Below are 21,350 nucleotides of genomic sequence, written 5' to 3'. Positions count from 1 at the left end.
GAACTCAATTCCCAAACATCAGTGCGGTGAGCACAAAATCCAGACCCAGTACGGCCAGCGACGAATGTACGACTGTACGTGTAGTTGCGCGGCTAATGCCCGCCGACGTCGGGATGGCATCGTAACCATTGAACAATGCAATCCAGGTGACCGTAATGGCAAATACCACGCTTTTGATCAGGCAGTTAACCAGATCCATTCGCAGGTCGATGGCATCCTGCATTGCGGACCAGAAGAAACCGGCGTCAATGCCTTTCCAGTGCACGCCAACCAGCGAACCGCCCCAGATACCCACGGCGACAAACAGAATAGTCAGTAACGGTAAAGAGATCACCCCAGCCCAGAAACGCGGCGAGATCACGCGACGCAGCGGATCGACCGCCATCATCTCCATGCTGGAGAGCTGCTCGGTCGCACGCATCAGGCCAATTTCAGCCGTTAATGCCGACCCCGCACGCCCGGCGAACAGCAGCGCCGCCACAACCGGCCCCAGTTCACGCAGCAGCGAGAGGGCCACCAGCATCCCAAGGCTGGTTTCCGCACTGTAGGTCGTCAGAACAAGATAGCCCTGTAGCCCAAGCACCATACCGATAAACAGACCGGAAACAATGATGATGAGCATCGACAGCACGGCGACATTATAAAGCTGCCGCACCAGCAGCGGTGCGTGCTTGCGGAATTCCGGCTTGCCGACCAGCGCGTTGAATAACATCAATCCGGCACGCCCGAACGTCCTGATGGTTTTTATGCCACGGTGTCCGAGAGCGGCCAACGCATTTAACAGCATGAGTGGCTTAACTCCCTATTCCCAGTAAATCGTCACGATAGTCGCCCGCCGGGTAGCGGAACGGCACGGGGCCATCGGCAATACCGTCGAGGAACTGCCGCACGCGCGGATCGCAATTTTCCTGCAGCGCCTGAGCGCTGCCGTGTGCGACGATCTTTTTGTCCGCCACGATATAGGCGTAATCGGCAATGCTCAATACTTCAGGTACATCGTGAGATACCACAATGCAGGTGACGCCAAGCGCGCTGTTCAGTTCAGAGATGAGCTTCACCAGCACGCCCATCGTGATGGGATCCTGTCCAACAAACGGTTCGTCGAACATGATTAAATCAGGTTCTAATGCAATGGCTCGCGCCAGCGCGGCGCGGCGCGCCATCCCGCCGGACAGCTCAGAAGGCATCAGCTTCGCGGCGCCCCGCAAACCGACGGCTTCGAGCTTCATCATCACTGTGCTTTTCAGCAGTTCAGGCGGCAGGCTGGTATGCTCGCGCAGCGGATAGGCCACGTTATCAAAGACATTCATGTCGGTGAACAAGGCTCCCGACTGAAAGAGCATGCTCATGCGTTTGCGGACAGTATACAGACGCGAGCGTGACATCTCCGGGATGTTTTCGCCATCGAAGAGGATTTCACCGCGATCGGGTGGGATCTGCCCACCAATGAGACGCAGCAGGGTCGTTTTACCGATCCCGGACGGCCCCATGATGGCAGTGATCTTACCACGCGGTACGGTCAACGAAATATCATCAAATATCAATCTGTTGGCGCGAGAAAAACTCACGCCGCGAACATCGACTAAATTCGCCATCGTTTGGCTCATTTATGGTTCCTTTATTACCCTGCTCACGTTAAGGCATGCCGCCTGAATCAGCCCTCAACTCCGCATTTTTACAGAATAATAGCCGTTGAGGTTAGCGAAAGCTGGCATTTGTTTTACTTTTCCGGCGCATAAAGTCAAAATTAGGAATTCGTTACGCCTCAGACTGTATGCAGTCCAGCCATTCCCGTGCGATGGACCGACGAGTATACCTGAAGAAAGGACTTTTGATGCTTTTAGCAACAGCACTGTTAATAATTGGTTTACTTTTGGTGGTCTACAGTGCTGACCGTTTAGTGTTTGCTGCATCTATCCTCTGTCGCCTGACGGGCGTACCGCCTGTCGTCATCGGGATGACCGTTGTCAGCGTGGGAACGTCACTTCCTGAAATCATCGTCTCTGTCTCGGCATCGCTGCATGGTCAGTTAGACCTGGCAGTAGGTACCGCGATTGGCTCCAACATCGTCAATATACTCTTGATTTTAGGCCTGGCCGCACTGCTCCATCCATTTCGCGTGCATTCTGATGTTCTGCGCCGTGAATTGCCGCTAATGTTAATCGTAAGCCTGCTGGCAGGCTGCGTATTTTACGATGGTGTGCTGAGCTACAGCGACGGTATTTTCCTGCTGGCGCTGGCCATCATCTGGCTGCTGTATAGTGTTAAAATCGCCCGTCTGGCTGAGAAGCAGGGTCAGGATAGCCTCACGCGCGAGCAGGTCGCCGAACTGCCGCGAGAAGGCACGCTGCCTGTTGCCCTGCTCTGGCTTGGCGTTGCGCTGATCATCATGCCGATGGCAACGCGTATGGTCGTGGATAACGCGACGGTGCTGGCGAACTATTTCGCCATCAGTGAACTGACCATTGGCCTGACGGTGATTGCCATCGGCACCAGCCTGCCGGAGCTGGCCACGGCGATTGCAGGGGCACGTAAAGGTGAGGATGACATTGCCATTGGTAATATCATCGGTTCCAACATATTTAATATCGCCATTGTGATGGGCCTGCCGGCCCTGATTACGCCAGGGCCCTTTAATCCCCTGGCATTCTCACGCGACTACGGCGTGATGTTATTGGTCAGCGTGATATTTGCCCTGCTCTGCTGGCGGCGGCAAAGACAGATCGGCAAAGGCGCAGGCGCGCTGCTGACGGGTGGATTTATCGTATGGATGGCGATGCTGTACTGGCTCTCGCCTCTTCTCTCTGGGTAAACGGAAACGCATTATGTCGCAAATAGAATTGCAGCCGGGTTTTGACTTTCAGAAAGCAGGCAAAGAGGTTCTGGAGATTGAACGTGAAGGTCTGGCGCAGTTAGATCAGTACATTAATCAGGATTTTAGTCTGGCATGTGAGAAGATGTTCTACTGTGCCGGCAAAGTCGTGGTGATGGGGATGGGTAAGTCCGGCCACATTGGACGCAAAATGGCGGCAACGTTTGCCAGCACCGGAACCTCTTCCTTCTTTGTACATCCAGGGGAAGCCGCGCACGGCGACCTGGGTATGGTCACGCCGCAGGATATCGTCATCGCGCTGTCCAATTCCGGGGAGTCCAATGAAATTCTGGCGCTGATCCCGGTACTGAAGCGACTGCAGGTGCCGCTTATTTGCATGACCAGCCGTCCGGAAAGTAGCATGGCGCGGGCGGCCGATATTCACCTGTGCGTGAAAGTGCCCAAGGAGGCCTGTCCGCTCGGCCTGGCGCCGACGTCCAGCACCACCGCCGCGCTGGTCATGGGTGATGCGCTTGCCGTCGCGCTGCTCGAAGCCCGCGGTTTTACGCCGGAGGATTTCGCGCTTTCCCACCCGGGCGGCGCGCTGGGGCGCAAGCTTCTGCTTCGGGTAAACGATATTATGCACACTGGGGACGAGATCCCTCACGTCAGTAAAGAAGCCTCACTGCGTGATGCGCTGCTGGAAATCACCCGTAAGAATCTGGGTATGACGGTCGTGTGCGACGATCTGATGAAAATTCAGGGGATCTTCACCGATGGCGACCTGCGTCGCGTGTTCGACATGGGTGTAGATGTCCGCACGCTCGGCATTGCCGATGTGATGACGCCGGGCGGTATCCGCGTGCGTCCGGGTACGCTGGCGGTGGATGTGCTGAACCTGATGCAGTCCCGTCACATTACCTCAGTGATGGTTGCCGATGGCGACCAGTTGCTGGGTGTGGTACATATGCATGATCTGCTGCGCGCAGGCGTAGTGTAATGAAGGATAAGACAATGAGTAATGCGGGTGCATCCCTTGCAACCTGTTATGGACCGGTCAGCACCCAGATGATGGCGAAGGCGGAAAACATTCGTCTGCTCATCCTGGACGTGGATGGCGTACTTTCCGATGGCCTGATTTACATGGGCAATAATGGTGAAGAGCTGAAAGCGTTTAACGTTCGCGACGGCTACGGTATCCGCTGTGCGCTCACCTCGGGTATTGAGGTGGCTATCATCACCGGGCGAAAAGCTAAACTGGTAGAAGACCGCTGCGAAACCTTAGGAATTACCCATCTGTATCAGGGTCAATCCGATAAGATGGCGGCGTTTAAGGATTTACTGGGTAAACTGGCTATCGCGCCGGAAAACGTGGCCTACGTCGGGGACGATCTGATTGACTGTCCCGTGATGGCTGAAGTCGGGCTGAGCATCGCCGTTGCCGATGCGCATCCGCTGCTGATCCCGCGCGCTGACTACGTTACCCACATCAACGGAGGCCGCGGTGCCGTACGTGAAGTCTGCGATCTGCTTTTGCTGGCGCAGGGCAAGCTTGATGAGGCCAAAGGGCAATCGATATGAGTAAAACCAGACGCGGGATTATCATTTTGCTTTCGCTTGTCGCACTGGTATTGATTGGCGTGAACCTTGCCGATCGCGACGATACGCAAACGGAAGTGGTCAACAATAACGATCCAACCTATAAAAGCGATCACAGCGACACCGTGGTCTACAGCCCGGAAGGCGCGCTGAACTATCGCCTGATTGCCCAGCATGTTGAATATTTTTCAGATGACGGTATTTCGTGGTTTACCCAACCTGTCATGACCACATTTGATAAGGACAAAGTGCCGACGTGGTCAATTAAGTCAGATCGGGCAAAACTGACAAATGACCGTATGCTTTATCTGTATGGTCACGTTGAAGTCAACGCCCTGACCGCTGACTCGCAACTGCGAAAAATTACGACGGATAATGCCCAGATTAACCTGGTAACCCAGGACGTGACCTCGCAGGATCTGGTCACACTGTATGGCACAACATTTAATTCCAGCGGTTTGAGAATGCGCGGGAACTTACGCAGCAAGAACGCCGAGCTGATTGAAAAGGTTAGAACCTCCTATGAAATTCAAAACAAACAAACTCAGCCTTAAAGTAATTATCGCCAGCGCGATGCTGGCGACCAGTCTCCCCGCGCTTGCTGTAACGGGCGATACCGACCAACCGATCCATATCGAGTCTGATACCCAGTCTCTCGATATGCAGGGCAACGTCGTCACCTTCACGGGTAACGTCGTCATGACTCAGGGCACCATCAAAATTAACGCCGACAAAGTCGTCGTGACCCGTCCGGGTGGCGAGCAGGGCAAAGAGATCATTGATGGTTACGGCAACCCGGCAACCTTCTACCAGATGCAGGACAACGGCAAGCCGGTGAAAGGCCACGCCTCGCATATGCACTACGAGCTGGCGAAGGACCTGGTCATCCTGACCGGAAATGCGTATCTGGAACAGCTGGACAGCAACATTACCGGCGACCAGATCACCTATCTGGTGAAAGAGCAAAAAATGCAGGCCTCCAGCGAGAAAGGCAAACGCGTCACAACCGTACTGGTTCCGTCGCAGCTGCAGGACAAAGGCAAAGGCCAGGCCCCGGCACAGAAGAAGAGTAACTAATTCGTTATGGCAACATTAACTGCAAAAAATCTCGCGAAGGCCTACAAGGGCCGCCGTGTCGTAGAAGATGTCAGTCTGACCGTCAACTCCGGCGAAATTGTAGGGCTGCTTGGCCCTAACGGTGCGGGTAAAACCACCACCTTCTACATGGTCGTTGGCATTGTGCCGCGCGATGCCGGCAACATTATCATTGACGATGAAGACATCAGCCTTCTGCCGCTGCACGCGCGCGCGCGTCGCGGGATCGGCTACCTGCCGCAGGAAGCCTCCATTTTCCGTCGTCTTAGCGTTTACGATAACCTGATGGCGGTCCTGCAAATTCGTAACGACCTGACCAGCGAACAGCGTCAGGATCGTGCCAACGAGCTGATGGAAGAGTTCCATATTGAGCACCTGCGCGACAGCCTCGGTCAGGCACTCTCCGGGGGTGAACGCCGCCGCGTTGAGATTGCGCGTGCGCTGGCCGCAAACCCGAAATTTATCCTTCTGGATGAACCGTTTGCCGGCGTTGACCCGATCTCCGTTATCGACATCAAACGTATCATTGAACACCTGCGTGACAGCGGGCTTGGCGTACTGATCACAGACCACAACGTCCGTGAAACGCTGGCCGTGTGTGAACGCGCGTATATTGTGAGCCAGGGCAATCTGATCGCCCACGGTACGCCGCAGCAGATCCTCGAAGACGATCATGTTAAGCGCGTCTATCTTGGGGAAGACTTCAGACTCTGATAGGGTAGAGGTAACGTAACGCCGAACCGGAGAAAAATGCTCTGAACATGAAGCAAGGTTTGCAATTAAGGCTCAGCCAACAACTGGCAATGACGCCGCAGCTACAGCAGGCAATTCGCCTGTTGCAACTGTCCACGTTAGAACTTCAGCAGGAGCTCCAGCAGGCGCTGGACAGCAACCCCCTGCTGGAACAAACCGATCTTCATGACGAGGTAGATACTCAGCAGTCACAGGATACAGAAGCGCTCGACACCGCGGATGCACTCGAACAAAAAGAGATGCCCGACGAGCTACCGCTGGATGCCAGCTGGGATGAAATCTACACCGCCGGAACTCCTTCCGGTACGCGTGCAGACTACCAGGATGATGAGCTACCGGTCTATCAGGGAGAGACCACCCAGTCGCTGCAGGATTACCTGATGTGGCAGGTGGAACTCACCCCCTTCTCCGATACCGACCGCGCGATTGCCACCTCAATTGTCGATGCCGTTGACGACACCGGCTATTTGACCGTCACGCTGGACGATATCCTGGAAAGCATGGGCGACGACGAGATTGAGCTTGAGGAGATCGAAGCCGTTCTGAAGCGCATCCAGCGTTTCGATCCGGTAGGCGTGGCCGCAAAAGATCTGCGCGACTGCCTGCTGATCCAGCTATCTCAGTTCAGCAAAGAGACGCCATGGATCGACGAGGCGCGCTTAATCATCAGCGATCATCTGGATCTGTTGGCCAACCACGATTTCCGCTCCCTGATGCGCGTCACGCGCCTGAAGGAAGAGGTGCTGAAAGAAGCGGTGAATCTGATCCAGTCGCTCGATCCGCGCCCGGGACAGTCGATCCAGACCAGCGAGCCTGAGTACGTCATTCCGGACGTGCTGGTCAGAAAACACAATGACCGCTGGGTCGTTGAACTGAACTCAGACAGCATCCCTCGCCTGCAAATCAACCAGCAGTATGCCTCCATGTGCACCAGCGCGCGTAACGACTCCGACAATCAATATATTCGCAGCAATCTTCAGGAAGCGCGATGGTTGATCAAAAGTCTGGAGAGCCGAAATGATACGCTGCTACGCGTCAGCCGCTGTATTGTCGAACAGCAGCAGGCGTTCTTTGAGCAGGGCGAAGAGTATATGAAACCGATGGTACTGGCGGATATCGCCCAGGCCGTCGAGATGCATGAATCAACCATTTCCCGTGTCACCACGCAGAAGTATCTGCATAGTCCACGCGGTATTTTTGAGCTTAAGTATTTCTTCTCCAGCCATGTGAATACCGAGGGCGGCGGCGAAGCGTCGTCAACGGCCATTCGTGCCCTGGTGAAGAAGTTGATCGCCGCGGAGAACCCCGCGAAGCCACTAAGCGACAGTAAGTTAACCACCATGCTGTCCGATCAGGGTATTATGGTGGCACGTCGTACTGTTGCGAAGTATCGAGAGTCTTTATCCATTCCGCCGTCCAACCAGCGTAAACAGCTGGTTTGACACAACCGATAAGGAAGACACTATGCAGCTCAACATCACTGGACAAAACGTCGAAATTACTGAGGCTTTACGCGACTTTGTGAACGCGAAGTTTGCAAAACTCGAGCAGTATTTCGAAAGGATCAATCAGGTCTATATTGTGTTGAAAGTGGAGAAAGTGACTCATATCTCGGATGCCACCCTGCATGTTAACGGGGGTGAACTGCAGGCCAGTGCGGAAGGGCAAGACATGTACGCTGCTATCGACGGCTTGATTGATAAGCTTGCACGACAGCTCAATAAACATAAAGATAAACTGAAACAACACTAATTGTCCGGGCAGTTAACGGGTGCAGGACGGCCTGTTGTGAAACACAACAGGCCATTTGTACAGTTAGCGCTTAGGTGAAATTATGATGAACAACGATTCCGCTCTTCAACTGAGCAATGTCCTTAACCAGGAATGTACCCGCAGTGCGGTTCACTGCCAGAGCAAAAAACGTGCGCTGGAGATCATCAGTGAACTGGCTGCAAAACAGCTGGGCCTGCCGCCGCAGGTGGTATTCGAAGCGATTCTGACCCGTGAAAAAATGGGCAGTACCGGTATCGGCAACGGCATCGCGATCCCGCACGGCAAACTGGAAGAGGATACCCTGCGTGCCGTGGGTGTGTTTGTGCAGCTTGAAACACCCATCGCCTTCGATGCCATTGATAACCAGCCCGTCGATCTCCTCTTCGCGCTGCTGGTGCCTGCCGACCAGACGAAAACCCATCTGCATACGCTGTCGCTGGTCGCAAAACGTCTGGCCGATAAAACCATTTGCCGTCGACTGCGCTCGGCCCAAAGTGATGAAGAGCTCTATCAAATTATCACTGAAGCAGAAGGCAATCAGGATGATGCATAACCAGGAGTTGGCCTTCACATCTGTTGTCCTGAGGAGAAACGGAACATGGTGCTGATGATTGTCAGTGGCCGTTCAGGGTCGGGGAAATCCGTTGCTCTGCGCGCGCTGGAAGACATGGGTTTTTACTGCGTCGATAACCTGCCGGTCGTGTTGTTACCCGACCTGGCCCGCACGCTGGCGGAGAGACAAACCTCTGCCGCCGTCAGTATCGACGTTCGTAACATGCCTGAATCGCCAGAGATCTTCGAACAGGCCATGAGCAACCTGCCTGACGCGTTCTCGCCTCAGCTGCTGTTCCTCGACGCAGACCGCAATACGCTAATCCGCCGCTACAGCGATACCCGTCGCTTGCACCCGCTATCCAGCAAGAACCTCTCTCTGGAGAGCGCTATCGATGAAGAGAGCGACCTGCTGGAGCCGCTGCGTTCTCGTGCCGACCTGATTGTCGACACCTCTGAGATGTCCGTTCACGAGCTGGCGGAAATGCTACGTACCCGGCTGTTGGGTAAACGCGAGCGCGAACTGACGATGGTGTTCGAATCCTTCGGCTTTAAGCACGGTATTCCAATCGATGCGGATTACGTTTTCGACGTGCGCTTCCTGCCGAACCCGCACTGGGATCCGAAGCTGCGTCCAATGACCGGCTTGGATAAACCCGTCGCGGCGTTCCTCGACCGGCACACAGAAGTACACAATTTTATCTACCAGACGCGAAGCTACCTTGAGCTATGGTTACCTATGCTGGAGACAAACAATCGTAGCTACCTGACGGTGGCGATTGGCTGTACCGGCGGTAAACATCGTTCGGTTTACATCGCCGAACAGCTGGCCGACTATTTCCGCTCGCGCGGGAAGAACGTTCAGTCCCGTCATCGCACGCTGGAAAAACGTAAAACATGACCGTAAAACAAACCGTTGAGATCACCAACAAGCTGGGTATGCATGCACGCCCGGCGATGAAGCTGTTTGAGCTGATGCAGGGTTTCGATGCAGAGGTTCTACTGCGGAATGACGAAGGTACCGAAGCGGAGGCGAACAGCGTGATTGCGCTGCTGATGCTGGATTCCGCCAAAGGGCGCCAGATTGAGGTAGAAGCCACCGGTCCTCAGGAAGAGGAAGCTCTGGCGGCGGTGATTGCCCTGTTTAACGCAGGGTTCGACGAAGATTAAGGTCTGCTATTCAGGCGGGTAGCGCTGCGCTTACCCGCTCTACATAAGATTATTACGCTGCATAAACCCCTCTCCACCCAGCTGATTCATCTGGCGCATAATCCACGCCTGACGGCTTCGCACGTACCCTGATGGGGCACTGGCCTTAAAGCGGATGGGGTTCGGTAACACAGCGGCCAATAGCGCCGCTTCTGACATGCTCAGACGGCTGGCTGGCTTATTGAAATACCGCTGTGCGGCAGCTTCCACGCCAAATATACCGTCGCCAAACTCAGCGACGTTGAGATAGACGGTCAGAATGCGTTTTTTGCTCCAGACCGTTTCCATTCCCAGGGTCAACCCCGCTTCCAGCCCTTTTCGCACCCAGCTTCGACCATCCCACAGAAACAGATTTTTGGCCGTCTGCTGCGACAAGGTTGACGCACCGCGCACGCGGTTTTCATGGCGTTCGTTATGGGCTAACGCCTTCTCAATGGCCGCCACGTCGAACCCCCAGTGCTCCGGGAATTTCTGGTCCTCCGCCGCGATGACCGCCAGCCCCATGAACGGTGAGATCTCGTCCATGCTCACCCAGTCAGAGTGGGCAACATAGCCGAAATCGCCGCTGAACCACGCGCTAAGCTGACGCTCAACCATAACGGCAGAGAACGGAACCGGCATAATGCTGAATAAAGCCAGCCCGCCTCCCCAGAATACCGCCAGTACAAGAACGATACGCAAGAGAATACGTTTCACCCCTGCGCCTGCGGCAAATTTACGCCTCATTCAGTCAGCACCAGCACGCGGGCCACCAGCTTTTCAATGCCTGAGGCCGCCTCAGCGATATTGTTTGCCAGCATATACGCTGGCGTGGTGACAATTTTGTTATCTTCATCAACCACAATGTCATCAACCGGGCACGGAACGTGTTCGCCTCCCATTTCCTCGACGATCTCTGCGGTATCAATATCCGTCCCGATAGTCAGGCGCAGCGGGAAATCAAAAATCCTGGGCAGCATTGCCGGTGCGATGCAGATAAAGCCCTGCGGTTTTCCTGCCGCATGCATGGCCTGCGACAGCGCCTTTAAATGAGGATCGACCTGACACTCCGCGCCCTGCCCAGCAAAGGTACTGAGATTTTTGGCCGCGCCAAACCCACCCGGCACAATCAGCGCATCAAGCTCTGTAGGGTCTGCCTGAATAAGAGGATGGATATCACCTCGCGCAATACGCGCGGCTTCAATCAGTACATTACGGGTTTCCGCCATCGGCTCACCGGTCAGATGATTAATTACATCCGCCTGATTTTTGTCTGGCGCAAAACAAATAACCTCTGCTCCGTGTTTTGCCAGGGCCAGCAGCGTGATTACGGCTTCATGTATCTCAGAACCATCGTAAACACCGCATCCGCTCAGCACGACACCAATCTTTTTCATCATGACAATCCTTTTCTGCAACTTGCTGAAGCACATTAATAATTTTGATTAAAACGCTATGCTTCACACATTTCACTGATTCATGTAACAAACCATTTAAGATTTGCTATCTTATCTGCGTGCGGCCTAAATTTTTCAGGCAGCGCCCTTTCGAAAATAACTTTATAAAACAGGCGCAGCCACGATTTCCCTGGTGTTGGCGCAGTATTCGCGCACCCCGGTTAAGCCGGGGTCATTTTTTTCTGGCGTCGACCCAGGCTTTAAGCACCGCCACATCGTTTTGCCACTCTTGTTTCATCTCTTCAACCCAATCACCCACGTTATCTTCCCATGCAGGTAAATCAGGCGACTGAATCTGTTGACCCAACTGCTGCAGATGGCGTAAGCCGACCGAGCCGGCCGCACCTTTAATTTTATGTCCTTCTTCGACGATGCCCTTCCGGTCCCGGGCGGTCAGGTTTGATTCCAGCACGCTCAGATAGCCCGGCATCATTTTTTCGAACACCGCCAGACCATCGGTAATCAGTTTCGGGCCAACCAGATCGATGTACTGCTCCAGCATCGCGGTATCGAGTATCGTTTGGGCTTTTGCGCTATCAACAGACGTCATGGTGCTCTCCTCTTCATCACGGGTATCCCAGAACTTCTTAATCATGGCGGTCAGAGCAGGCACCGCCAGCGGCTTGCTGAGTACATCGTCCATACCGGCATCGAGATACTCTTTTTTATCTTTCAGGACGTTCGCCGTCAGCGCCACCAGCGGCGGCAGTTCGTCGGCCGCGTACTGACGCGTCAGCTCACGCGAGATATCCAGCCCGGTCATATCCGGCAGCTGAATATCCAGCAGGACAAGATCGTATTCGCCCGGTTTAAACATCTCCAGCGCGGCCTTACCGGTCATCGCGACATCCACGCTGTTGCCAAGTTTTTCCAGCACCGAGCGCGCCACAATTACGTTCAGCTCAATGTCTTCCACTAGCAGGACGTGCAGCGCGGGCAGCGGCATGTCGTCGTTTTCGAAGGTGTCCTCAACCTCCTCCGCCACCGCCGGCGCATGGACCGTCAGCGTGAAGGTTGACCCTTTACCCGGCTGGCTGGCAACGGTGATATCGCCCCCCATACTCTTCGCCAGCCGCTTAGAGACCGCCAGGCCAATGCCGGTTCCGGTAGCCGGTTTCCCGCCGTTGCTGTCCTTCACCTGGTAGTACATCGCGAAAATTTTGTCCTGCTCCTCCTGCGGAATACCCATCCCGGAGTCTTCCACCTCGAAGTGCAGCATATCGCCTTCGTCAAAGCGGATGCGCACCGCCACCTGCCCCTTCTGGGTAAATTTCACCGCGTTGCTGATAAGGTTCCACAGGATCTGGCGCAGACGCGTGCCGTCAGTCACCACTTTATGCGGCAGCGGCAGGGTTGGCTCCATGATAAAACGCAGTCCCTTCTGCTGCGCCTGCAGGCCGGACAGGTTTTCGAGATCGGCAAGGAAGCTGGTGAAATCGACAGGCTGATTATCAAGCTGAACTTTACGGCGCTCCATCTTATCCATATCAATAATATCGTTGAAGATATTACCCAGCGTGACCGCGGAGACATGGATAGTCTTGAGGTATTTTTCCTGCTCTGCGGTCAGGTCGGTATCCAGCAGAATACGGCTCAGCCCGACAATGCCATTAAGCGGCGTACGCAGCTCGTGGCTGATGGTGGAGATAAAGGTAGTCTTATCACGGCTGGCGCGCTCCAGGGCGTCCTGATAGCGCTTACGCTCGGTGATATCGCGGCCAAAGCCCATCAGGCCGTGGCGTTTCCCCACGCGGTCATAGTAGGGCACCTTACGGATCTCAAAGCAGGCTTTGCGTCCGTCCGGGTAATCCAGCCACTGTTCATAGGTCAGCGAGACGTTATGGCGGAATACTTTTTCGTCCGTCTCCATGACCTTGGCCGCCGCCTCTTCAGAGTAAACGTCCTGCGGCTTCAGGTTAATCAGCTGCTTCTCGCTTTTCCCGGTGAGCAGCTCCATCGCCCGGTTACAGCCGGAAAACTCTTTATCTTCATTACGGTAAAACACCAGGTCCGGCGAAGCATCGAGGAACGACCGCAGGAAAGAGGATTGCTGCTCAAGCTGGATCTGCGTGACCTCGCGCTCTTTCATTTCGATCTTTAGCTGCTCAAGCGTGGCCTGACGCTCGGCTTCCGCCTTCTCACGATCTGAAATCTCCTGGTTCAGCTGCGCAATGTTGTCTTTAAGTTGGACGTTGAGCTTCAGGTCGCGCTCGCGCATCTCTTCCAGTTTATCGACCAGTTTTGACAGACGCTGACGGGACTCTTCCAGCTGTTCAACCACCACGGAAAGGAAATAGACCGCCCAGGGCGTAATGAGCAAGCCAAAGAAGATGGAGCGGATGACGTCGATACTCTCGACCTGACCATGCAGAACCATGGTGACGGCCATTTGCACAACAATGGCCAGAACGACCAGCGCCAGCGCAAGCAGCATGGAGAAACGCACCAGCCCAAGCTTCATCATCAGGTCGACGTAATACTGGGCAAGCATTCGAATTTGCTTCATAGAGGATCCCTTCACGACTTTATCGCTCAATAATACTCAAATTCAGGGCGAGGCGTTGAAGGTTGTGAGAAAAAGTGCGGGGTGAAACAGGAGATTAGCCTCGCTCCCGGTTAACCGGAAGCGAGGAGAGGTCGATCAGGAGCGTTTCAACAGCAGCCAGAGGCTGATCAGGAGGAAACTTGCGCTTGGCAGCAGCGCTCCGATTATCGGCGGAATGCCATAAACCAGCGTCAGCGGACCGAAGATCTGGTCGAGCACGTAGAACACAAAGCCGAAGCTGATACCGGTCACCACGCGCACGCCCATCGGCACGCTGCGTAACGGGCCGAAGATAAACGACAGCGCCATCAGCATCATCACCGCCACGGACATCGGCTGGAAGATTTTGCTCCACATGTTGAGCTGATAACGTCCTGCATCCTGCCCGCTCGACTTCAGGTATTTCACATAGTTGTGTAAACCGCTGATGGAGAGCGCGTCAGGATCCAGCGCAACAACACCGAGCTTATCGGGCGTCAGGTTGGTCTTCCACGTCCCGGTTACCGTCTGAGAACCGGCGATCTGTTTCGGATCGGTCAGGTCAGACTCATCGACCTGGGACAAACGCCACTGTTTATGCTCGGCGTCAAATTTCGCCGAAGAGGCGTGGCGGACTGACTCCAGACGGCGCTGGTCATCGAAAGCATAGATGCTCACCCCACCCAGTTCATCATTCCCCTTCACCCGTTCGATGTAGACGAAGTTTTTACCGTCTTTCGCCCATAAACCTTGTTGAGTCGAGAGCAGTGAACCGCCATACATGGCCTGGGCACGGTAGTTACGCGCCATCTGTTCGCCCTGCGGCGCGACCCACTCGCCGATCGCCATGGTCAACAGCACCAGTGGGATCGCGGTTTTCATGACCGACAGCGCAACCTGCATGCGGGTAAAGCCCGAGGCCTGCATAACGACCAGCTCGCTGCGCTGCGCCAGCATTCCCAGCCCCAGCAACGCGCCCAGCAGGGCCGCCATCGGGAAGAAAATCTGTACATCTTTCGGCACGCTGAGCAGGGTATACATCCCCGCGCCCATCGCGTCATAGCTCCCCTGCCCGGCTTTTTTCAGCTGATCGACAAATTTGATAATGCCGGAGAGCGACACCAGCATGAACAACGTCATCATGATGGTGGTAAAAATGGTTTTACCGATATAGCGATCAAGAACGCCAAACGCCTGCATTAGATGGCTCCTTTACGCGAGAATCGGGCACGTATGCGGCGCACAGGCACCGTATCCCACAGGTTTAATCCCAGCGCCAGTAAGATGTACAGGCTGTTGACGAACCATGTCCAGACCATAGGGTCCAGCTTACCCTTCGCGCCGTTAGAACGAATCGAGGTTTGCAGCAGGAAATAGATCAGGTAAAGCAGCATCGCCGGCAGCATAGAGAGCACGCGTCCCTGGCGCGGGTTCACCACGCTCAGCGGAACGACAATCAGCGCCATCATAAACACGGTGAATACAAGCGTAATACGCCAGTGGAACTCAGCGCGCGCTCTGTCGGTATCGGTATTCCACAGGGTGCGCATGTCCATTTGCTCGGTATCCGTTGGATCGAGCGCCACCGCCTGGTGGCCGATAATGGCCTGATAGTTCTGGAAATCCGTAATACGGAAGTCGCGCAGCATCGCGGTGCCTTCGAAACGGGTGCCTTTGTTCAGCGTCACGATCTGAGAACCATCTTTGCGCTGAGCAAGCTGACCGGAGTCTGCAACCACCACGGAAGGACGCGCGTTACCTTTGGGACGTAACTGCGCCAGGAATACGTCGTTGAATTTACTGCCGTCAACGCTCTCAATAAACAGCACGGAGTTGCCGTCGGTCGCCTGCTGGAACTGACCCTGAGCTAAGGCTGCCATGCCGGGGTTGGCTTTCGCTTCGGCCAGCACTTCGTCCTGATGACGGGAAGACATGGGACCCGCCCACATCACATTCACCGCCGCGACAATACCCGTGAACAGCGCCAGTATCATGGCCGCTTTCACCAGTACCGCTTTGCTCAGGCCACAGGCATGCATCACCGTGATTTCACTCTCGGTGTAGAGTTTCCCAAGCGTCATGAGCAGGCCAAGGAAAAGACTTAGCGGCAGGATGAGCTGCGCCATTTCCGGGATCCCTAAACCAAGCAGGGAAAGCACCAGATTAGTTGGAATTTCGCCGTCAACGGCCGCACCGAGGATCTTAACCAGCTTCTGACAGAAAAAAATCAGCAGCAGGATGAAGAGGATCGCCAGTTGGCTTTTGAGCGTCTCCCGCACCAGATATCTTATGATTATCACTTTAAATACGCCCGTAAAAACCCGTCTCTTTGCAGGAATTTCGCTTGTTTCATGGCTTAAACGTCATTTATTCTCTTGAGTCGTCGAAATCATCGCTAAGATTAAAACATCCGGCGGATTCACGCTTCAGGACTTTTTCTGACGTGTCGAAACCGTAGTAACGTAAGATTAACACGAAGTCACCACAACAGCGGACATGAGTTACGAAAGGTTTCAATTCTATCCGTAGCTGCCGCCGTTGTCTTTAAGATTCAGGAGCGTAGTGCATGGAGTTCAGTGTAAAAAGCGGTAGCCCGGAGAAACAGCGGAGTGCCTGCATCGTTGTGGGCGTCTTTGAACCACGCCGACTCTCCCCGATCGCCGAGCAACTCGATAAAATCAGTGACGGCTATATTAGCGCCCTGCTGCGCCGTGGCGAACTGGAAGGCAAACCTGGGCAGACGCTGTTACTGCACCATGTTCCGAACGTGCTGTCAGAACGTATTCTGCTGATTGGCTGCGGCAAAGAACGCGAGCTTGATGAACGTCAGTATAAGCAGGTGATTCAGAAAACAATCAATACGCTGAATGATACCGGCTCAATGGAAGCCGTCTGCTTCCTGACGGAACTGCACGTTAAAGGGCGTAACACCTACTGGAAAGTGCGTCAGGCGGTTGAAACGGCAAAAGAGAGCCTGTACAGCTTCGATCAGCTGAAGACTAATAAAAGCGAGCCGCGTCGTCCGCTGCGTAAAATGGTCTTTAACGTGCCAACCCGTCGCGAGCTGACCAGCGGCGAACGCGCGATCCAGCACGGTCTGGCGATCGCAGCCGGCATTAAAGCGGCCAAAGATCTCGGCAACATGCCGCCTAACATCTGTAACGCGGCGTACCTGGCCTCTCAGGCGCGTCAGCTGGCCGACGCCTACAGCAAAAACGTCATTACCCGCGTCATCGGCGAACAGCAGATGAAAGAGCTGGGCATGCACTCTTACCTGGCGGTCGGTAACGGCTCGCAGAACGAATCCCTGATGTCCGTCATCGAGTACAAAGGCAATCCGTCCGAAGACGCGCGCCCGATTGTGCTCGTCGGTAAAGGCCTCACCTTCGACTCCGGCGGTATCTCCATCAAGCCTGCCGAAGGCATGGATGAGATGAAGTACGACATGTGCGGCGCGGCGGCGGTTTACGGCGTGATGCGCATGGTCGCGGAACTACAGTTGCCTATCAACGTGATCGGCGTTCTGGCGGGCTGCGAAAACATGCCTGGCGGGCGCGCCTATCGTCCAGGTGACGTTCTGACCACCATGTCCGGCCAGACCGTTGAAGTGCTGAACACCGACGCCGAAGGCCGTCTGGTGCTGTGTGACGTGCTGACCTACGTTGAGCGCTTCGAGCCTGAAGCGGTAATTGACGTCGCCACCCTCACCGGTGCCTGCGTGATTGCGCTGGGCCACCACATCACCGGCCTGATGTCGAACCACAATCCGCTGGCGCACGAGCTTATTGGTGCCTCAGAGCAGGCCGGGGACCGCGCATGGCGTCTGCCGCTGGGTGACGAGTATCAGGATCAGCTGGAGTCCAACTTTGCGGATATGGCGAACATTGGCGGACGTCCTGGCGGTGCGATTACCGCGGGCTGCTTCCTGGCACGCTTCACCCGCAAGTACAACTGGGCGCACCTGGATATCGCGGGCACCGCATGGCGTTCCGGTAAAGCCAAAGGCGCAACCGGTCGTCCAGTGGCGCTGCTGTCGCAGTTCCTGCTCAATCGTGCGGGTTTTAACGGCGACGAGTGATGTAAAACGCCGGGTGGCGGCTTCGCCTTACCCGGCCTACAACGTCACTCAACCGTAGGCCGGGGAAGCGTAGCGCCACCCGGCTTTGCATTTAAATCCACGACAAGAAGCCCCATATATGAAGAATGCAACGTTCTACCTTCTGGACAACGACACCCATCAGGATGGCCTCAGCGCCGTCGAACAGCTGGTGTGTGAAATTGCCGCAGAACGTTGGCGCGCAGGTAAACGCGTTCTGATTGCCTGTGAAGATGAACAGCAGGCCATTCGCCTTGATGAGGCGCTGTGGGCGCGCCCGCCGGAGAGTTTTGTGCCGCATAACCTGTCGGGCGAAGGCCCGCGCGGTGGAGCACCGGTTGAAATTGCCTGGCCGCAAAAGCGCAACAGCAGCGCGCGCGATATTCTGATTAGTCTGCGGATAGATTTTGCAGATTTTGCCACCGCTTTCACAGAAGTGGTAGACTTTGTCCCTTACGAAGAATCTTTGAAACAACTGGCGCGCGAACGCTATAAAGCGTACCGCCTGGCTGGTTTTAACCTGAATACGGCAACCTGGAAATAATGGAAAAGACATATAACCCACGCGATATCGAACAGCCGCTTTACGAGCACTGGGAACAGCAGGGCTATTTCAAGCCTAACGGCGACGAAAGCAAAGAGTCCTTCTGCATCATGATCCCGCCGCCGAACGTCACCGGCAGTTTGCATATGGGTCATGCTTTCCAGCAGACCATCATGGACACCATGATCCGCTACCAGCGCATGCAGGGTAAAAACACCCTGTGGCAGGCGGGGACTGACCACGCGGGTATCGCGACCCAGATGGTGGTTGAGCGTAAAATTGCCGCTGAAGAAGGAAAAACCCGCCACGACTACGGTCGCGACGCGTTCATCGACAAAATCTGGCAGTGGAAGGCGGAATCCGGCGGCACCATTACCCGTCAGATGCGCCGTCTCGGCAACTCTGTGGACTGGGAGCGCGAGCGCTTCACCATGGATGAGGGCCTGTCCAACGCCGTTAAAGAAGTCTTCGTCCGCCTGTACAAAGAAGACCTGATTTACCGCGGCAAACGCCTGGTAAACTGGGATCCGAAACTGCGTACCGCCATCTCTGACCTGGAAGTGGAAAACCGCGAGTCTAAAGGCTCCATGTGGCACATCCGCTATCCGCTGGCCGATGGCGCAAAAACCGCCGACGGTAAAGATTACCTGGTGGTCGCGACCACCCGTCCGGAAACCCTGCTGGGCGATACCGGCGTGGCCGTTAACCCGGAAGATCCGCGTTATAAAGACCTGATCGGCAAATTCGTGGTGCTGCCGCTGGTAAACCGCCGTATTCCGATTGTGGGCGACGAACACGCCGACATGGAAAAAGGCACCGGCTGCGTAAAAATCACCCCTGCGCACGACTTCAACGACTATGAAGTCGGTCGTCGTCACGCCCTGCCAATGATCAATATCCTGACCTTTGACGGTGATATCCGTGAAAGCGCAGAAGTGTACGACACCAAAGGCAACGAATCCGACGTTTACTCCAGCGAGATCCCGGCGGAGTTCCAGAAGCTGGAACGCTTTGCCGCGCGTAAAGCCATCGTGGCTGCCGTCGACGCACTCGGCCTGCTCGAAGAGATCAAACCTCACGATCTGACCGTGCCGTACGGCGACCGTGGCGGCGTGGTGATTGAGCCCATGCTGACCGACCAGTGGTACGTGCGTGCCGACGTGCTGGCGAAACCGGCTGTTGAAGCGGTTGAGAACGGCAGCATTCAGTTCGTGCCGAAGCAGTACGAAAACATGTACTTCTCCTGGATGCGTGACATTCAGGACTGGTGTATCTCCCGTCAGCTGTGGTGGGGTCACCGTATTCCGGCGTGGTACGACAACGAAGGTAACGTCTACGTTGGCCGTACGGAAGACGAAGTCCGTCAGGAAAACAACCTGAGCGCGGACGTTGCGCTGCGTCAGGACGAAGACGTGCTGGACACCTGGTTCTCCTCCGCGCTGTGGACCTTCTCCACCCTCGGCTGGCCGGAAAACACCGACGCGCTGCGTCAGTTCCACCCAACCAGCGTGATGGTCTCCGGCTTCGACATCATCTTCTTCTGGATTGCCCGCATGATCATGATGACCATGCACTTCATCAAAGACGAAGACGGCAAACCGCAGGTTCCGTTCCATACCGTCTACATGACCGGTCTGATCCGCGACGACGAAGGCCAGAAGATGTCCAAGTCCAAGGGTAACGTTATTGACCCGCTGGACATGGTTGACGGTATCTCTCTGGAAGACCTGCTGGAAAAACGTACCGGCAACATGATGCAGCCGCAGCTGGCTGAGAAAATCCGCAAGCGCACCGAGAAACAGTTCCCGAACGGGATCGAGTCTCACGGTACCGATGCCCTGCGCTTCACCCTGGCAGCGCTGGCCTCTACCGGTCGTGACATCAACTGGGACATGAAGCGTCTGGAAGGTTACCGTAACTTCTGTAACAAGCTGTGGAACGCCAGCCGCTTCGTGCTGATGAACACCGAAGATCAGGACTGCGGTTTCAACGGCGGCGAGATGAAGCTGTCTCTGGCAGACCGCTGGATCCTGGCGGAATTCAACCAGACCGTGAAAGCCTTCCGCGAGGCGCTGGACAGCTACCGCTTCGATATCGCGGCGGGCATCCTGTATGAATTCACCTGGAACCAGTTCTGCGACTGGTATCTGGAGCTGGCGAAGCCGGTGATGAACGGCGGTACTGAGGCGGAGCTGCGCGGCACGCGCAACACGCTGATTACCGTTCTGGAAGGTCTGCTGCGCCTGGCGCATCCGGTCATTCCATTTATCACCGAAACTATCTGGCAGCGCGTGAAGGTGATTGCAGGCATCAACGCCGATACCATCATGCTGCAGCCGTTCCCGGAATTCGATGCGGCCAAGGTTGATGAAGCGGCGTCCGCGGATACCGAGTGGCTGAAACAGGCGATCGTTGCGGTACGTAACATCCGTGCTGAAATGAACATCGCCCCTGGCAAACCGCTGGAGCTGCTGCTTCGTGGCTGCAGCGAGGCTGCCGTTCGTCGCGTCACCGAGAACAACACTTTCCTGAAAACCATGGCACGTCTGGAAAGCATCACCGTGCTGCCTGCGGATGATAAAGGTCCGGTTTCCGTGACCAAAATCATCGACGGCGCCGAGCTGCTGATCCCAATGGCGGGCCTGATCGACAAAGACGCCGAGCTGGCTCGTCTGGCGAAAGAAGTGGCGAAAGTCGACGTGGAAATTGGCAAAATCGAAAGCAAGCTGGCGAACGAAGGCTTTGTCGCCCGCGCGCCGGAAGCGGTCATCGCGAAAGAGCGTGAGCGTCTGGTTGCTTTCGCCGATGCGAAGACCAAGCTGATTGAGCAGCAAGCGGTTATCGCAGCCCTGTAATGCTTTTACCCCTTACGCTTCAGGGCGTAAGGGGTAACCTTCCTGAAAACTCCTCGCTTGCACTCCCCTTTCTGCGGTGCTATTAACAGCAGTTATGTGTCA

General features: G+C 55.3%; 21 protein-coding genes. 14 read left to right on the top strand and 7 right to left on the bottom strand.

Annotated elements, in window-relative coordinates; genetic code table 11:
• Positions 1-4 precede the first annotated feature (4 nt).
• Both mlaE and mlaF read right to left on the bottom strand, forming a co-directional pair.
• Positions 5-787 carry a lipid asymmetry maintenance ABC transporter permease subunit MlaE gene (gene mlaE, locus DFO52_RS11765; protein WP_023333605.1) on the bottom strand — a complete coding sequence of 261 codons (783 nt, stop codon included), beginning with the start codon at positions 785-787 and terminating at the stop codon, positions 5-7.
• Positions 788-794: 7 nt separating this feature from the next.
• On the bottom strand, positions 795-1,607 hold the full coding sequence (gene mlaF / locus DFO52_RS11760; protein WP_023309353.1) for a phospholipid ABC transporter ATP-binding protein MlaF: 813 nt from the start codon (positions 1,605-1,607) through the stop codon (positions 795-797).
• 227 nt (positions 1,608-1,834) lie between these two features.
• Between mlaF and DFO52_RS11755 the strand changes: the two genes are divergently transcribed.
• The 11 genes from DFO52_RS11755 (at position 1,835) to npr (ending at position 9,754) form a co-directional block, all read left to right on the top strand.
• Positions 1,835-2,812 carry a calcium/sodium antiporter gene (locus DFO52_RS11755; RefSeq protein WP_047646430.1) on the top strand — a complete coding sequence of 326 codons (978 nt, stop codon included), beginning with the start codon at positions 1,835-1,837 and terminating at the stop codon, positions 2,810-2,812.
• Between the two features lie 13 nt (positions 2,813-2,825).
• Complete coding sequence (kdsD, locus tag DFO52_RS11750) at positions 2,826-3,812, top strand: arabinose-5-phosphate isomerase KdsD (RefSeq protein WP_023333606.1); 987 nt, start codon at positions 2,826-2,828, stop codon at positions 3,810-3,812.
• A gap of 14 nt (positions 3,813-3,826) precedes the next feature.
• Entirely contained in the window at positions 3,827-4,393 is a 567-nt protein-coding gene (kdsC, locus tag DFO52_RS11745; RefSeq protein ID WP_133550634.1) for a 3-deoxy-manno-octulosonate-8-phosphatase KdsC, read from the top strand.
• Positions 4,390-4,965 carry an LPS export ABC transporter periplasmic protein LptC gene (gene lptC / locus DFO52_RS11740; protein WP_133550431.1) on the top strand — a complete coding sequence of 192 codons (576 nt, stop codon included), beginning with the start codon at positions 4,390-4,392 and terminating at the stop codon, positions 4,963-4,965. The genes kdsC and lptC overlap by 4 nt, the downstream gene beginning before the upstream one ends.
• On the top strand, positions 4,934-5,488 hold the full coding sequence (lptA, locus tag DFO52_RS11735) for a lipopolysaccharide ABC transporter substrate-binding protein LptA (RefSeq protein WP_023309358.1): 555 nt from the start codon (positions 4,934-4,936) through the stop codon (positions 5,486-5,488). Before lptC ends, lptA begins: the two co-directional genes overlap by 32 nt.
• 6 nt (positions 5,489-5,494) lie before the next feature.
• Positions 5,495-6,220 carry an LPS export ABC transporter ATP-binding protein gene (gene lptB, locus DFO52_RS11730; RefSeq protein ID WP_023309359.1) on the top strand — a complete coding sequence of 242 codons (726 nt, stop codon included), beginning with the start codon at positions 5,495-5,497 and terminating at the stop codon, positions 6,218-6,220.
• 47 nt (positions 6,221-6,267) lie between these two features.
• Positions 6,268-7,701: an RNA polymerase factor sigma-54 gene (rpoN, locus tag DFO52_RS11725; protein ID WP_133550430.1), complete on the top strand. Its 1,434-nt coding sequence runs from the start codon at positions 6,268-6,270 to the stop codon at positions 7,699-7,701.
• 22 nt (positions 7,702-7,723) lie between these two features.
• Entirely contained in the window at positions 7,724-8,011 is a 288-nt protein-coding gene (gene hpf, locus DFO52_RS11720; RefSeq protein ID WP_133550429.1) for a ribosome hibernation promoting factor, read from the top strand.
• 82 nt (positions 8,012-8,093) lie between these two features.
• Entirely contained in the window at positions 8,094-8,585 is a 492-nt protein-coding gene (gene ptsN, locus DFO52_RS11715) for a PTS IIA-like nitrogen regulatory protein PtsN (RefSeq protein WP_008501443.1), read from the top strand.
• Between the two features lie 45 nt (positions 8,586-8,630).
• Positions 8,631-9,485, top strand: a complete 855-nt coding sequence (gene rapZ / locus DFO52_RS11710) for an RNase adapter RapZ (RefSeq protein WP_014885397.1) — start codon at positions 8,631-8,633, stop codon at positions 9,483-9,485.
• The gene (gene npr / locus DFO52_RS11705) at positions 9,482-9,754 is read left to right on the top strand and encodes a PTS phosphocarrier protein NPr (RefSeq protein WP_003861872.1); all 273 of its coding nucleotides are present in this window, start codon (positions 9,482-9,484) and stop codon (positions 9,752-9,754) included. The genes rapZ and npr overlap by 4 nt, the downstream gene beginning before the upstream one ends.
• Before the next feature lie 39 nt (positions 9,755-9,793).
• On the opposite strand, the gene mtgA is transcribed toward npr, so the two are convergent.
• The 5 genes from mtgA to lptF all read right to left on the bottom strand — a co-directional run bounded on the left by mtgA (position 9,794) and on the right by lptF (position 16,053).
• Complete coding sequence (mtgA, locus tag DFO52_RS11700; RefSeq protein ID WP_133550428.1) at positions 9,794-10,519, bottom strand: monofunctional biosynthetic peptidoglycan transglycosylase; 726 nt, start codon at positions 10,517-10,519, stop codon at positions 9,794-9,796.
• The gene (gene elbB / locus DFO52_RS11695) at positions 10,516-11,169 is read right to left on the bottom strand and encodes an isoprenoid biosynthesis glyoxalase ElbB (RefSeq protein ID WP_133550633.1); all 654 of its coding nucleotides are present in this window, start codon (positions 11,167-11,169) and stop codon (positions 10,516-10,518) included. Before elbB ends, mtgA begins: the two co-directional genes overlap by 4 nt.
• A gap of 232 nt (positions 11,170-11,401) precedes the next feature.
• Complete coding sequence (gene arcB / locus DFO52_RS11690) at positions 11,402-13,735, bottom strand: aerobic respiration two-component sensor histidine kinase ArcB (protein WP_047646435.1); 2,334 nt, start codon at positions 13,733-13,735, stop codon at positions 11,402-11,404.
• 135 nt (positions 13,736-13,870) lie between these two features.
• Positions 13,871-14,953 (bottom strand): LPS export ABC transporter permease LptG, encoded by a 1,083-nt coding sequence (lptG, locus tag DFO52_RS11685; RefSeq protein ID WP_029739610.1) that lies wholly within the window; start codon positions 14,951-14,953, stop codon positions 13,871-13,873.
• Positions 14,953-16,053 (bottom strand): LPS export ABC transporter permease LptF, encoded by a 1,101-nt coding sequence (lptF, locus tag DFO52_RS11680; protein WP_024906345.1) that lies wholly within the window; start codon positions 16,051-16,053, stop codon positions 14,953-14,955. Before lptF ends, lptG begins: the two co-directional genes overlap by 1 nt.
• Positions 16,054-16,319: 266 nt before the next feature.
• Here lptF and pepA point away from each other — a divergent pair, with 266 nt between their 5' ends.
• The 3 genes from pepA (at position 16,320) to DFO52_RS11660 (ending at position 21,248) form a co-directional block, all read left to right on the top strand.
• Positions 16,320-17,831 (top strand): leucyl aminopeptidase, encoded by a 1,512-nt coding sequence (pepA, locus tag DFO52_RS11670; protein WP_023309366.1) that lies wholly within the window; start codon positions 16,320-16,322, stop codon positions 17,829-17,831.
• Positions 17,832-17,949: 118 nt separating this feature from the next.
• Entirely contained in the window at positions 17,950-18,393 is a 444-nt protein-coding gene (gene holC / locus DFO52_RS11665) for a DNA polymerase III subunit chi (RefSeq protein ID WP_008502815.1), read from the top strand.
• Complete coding sequence (locus DFO52_RS11660) at positions 18,393-21,248, top strand: valine--tRNA ligase (protein WP_133550427.1); 2,856 nt, start codon at positions 18,393-18,395, stop codon at positions 21,246-21,248. Before holC ends, DFO52_RS11660 begins: the two co-directional genes overlap by 1 nt.
• Positions 21,249-21,350: the final 102 nt, after the last annotated feature.

The organism is Enterobacter sp. AG326, assembly GCF_004362415.1.
Classification (GTDB): domain Bacteria; phylum Pseudomonadota; class Gammaproteobacteria; order Enterobacterales; family Enterobacteriaceae; genus Enterobacter; species Enterobacter asburiae.
Note: the sequence above shows the minus strand (reverse complement) of the source record. Positions and strands in the feature narration are given on the sequence as shown.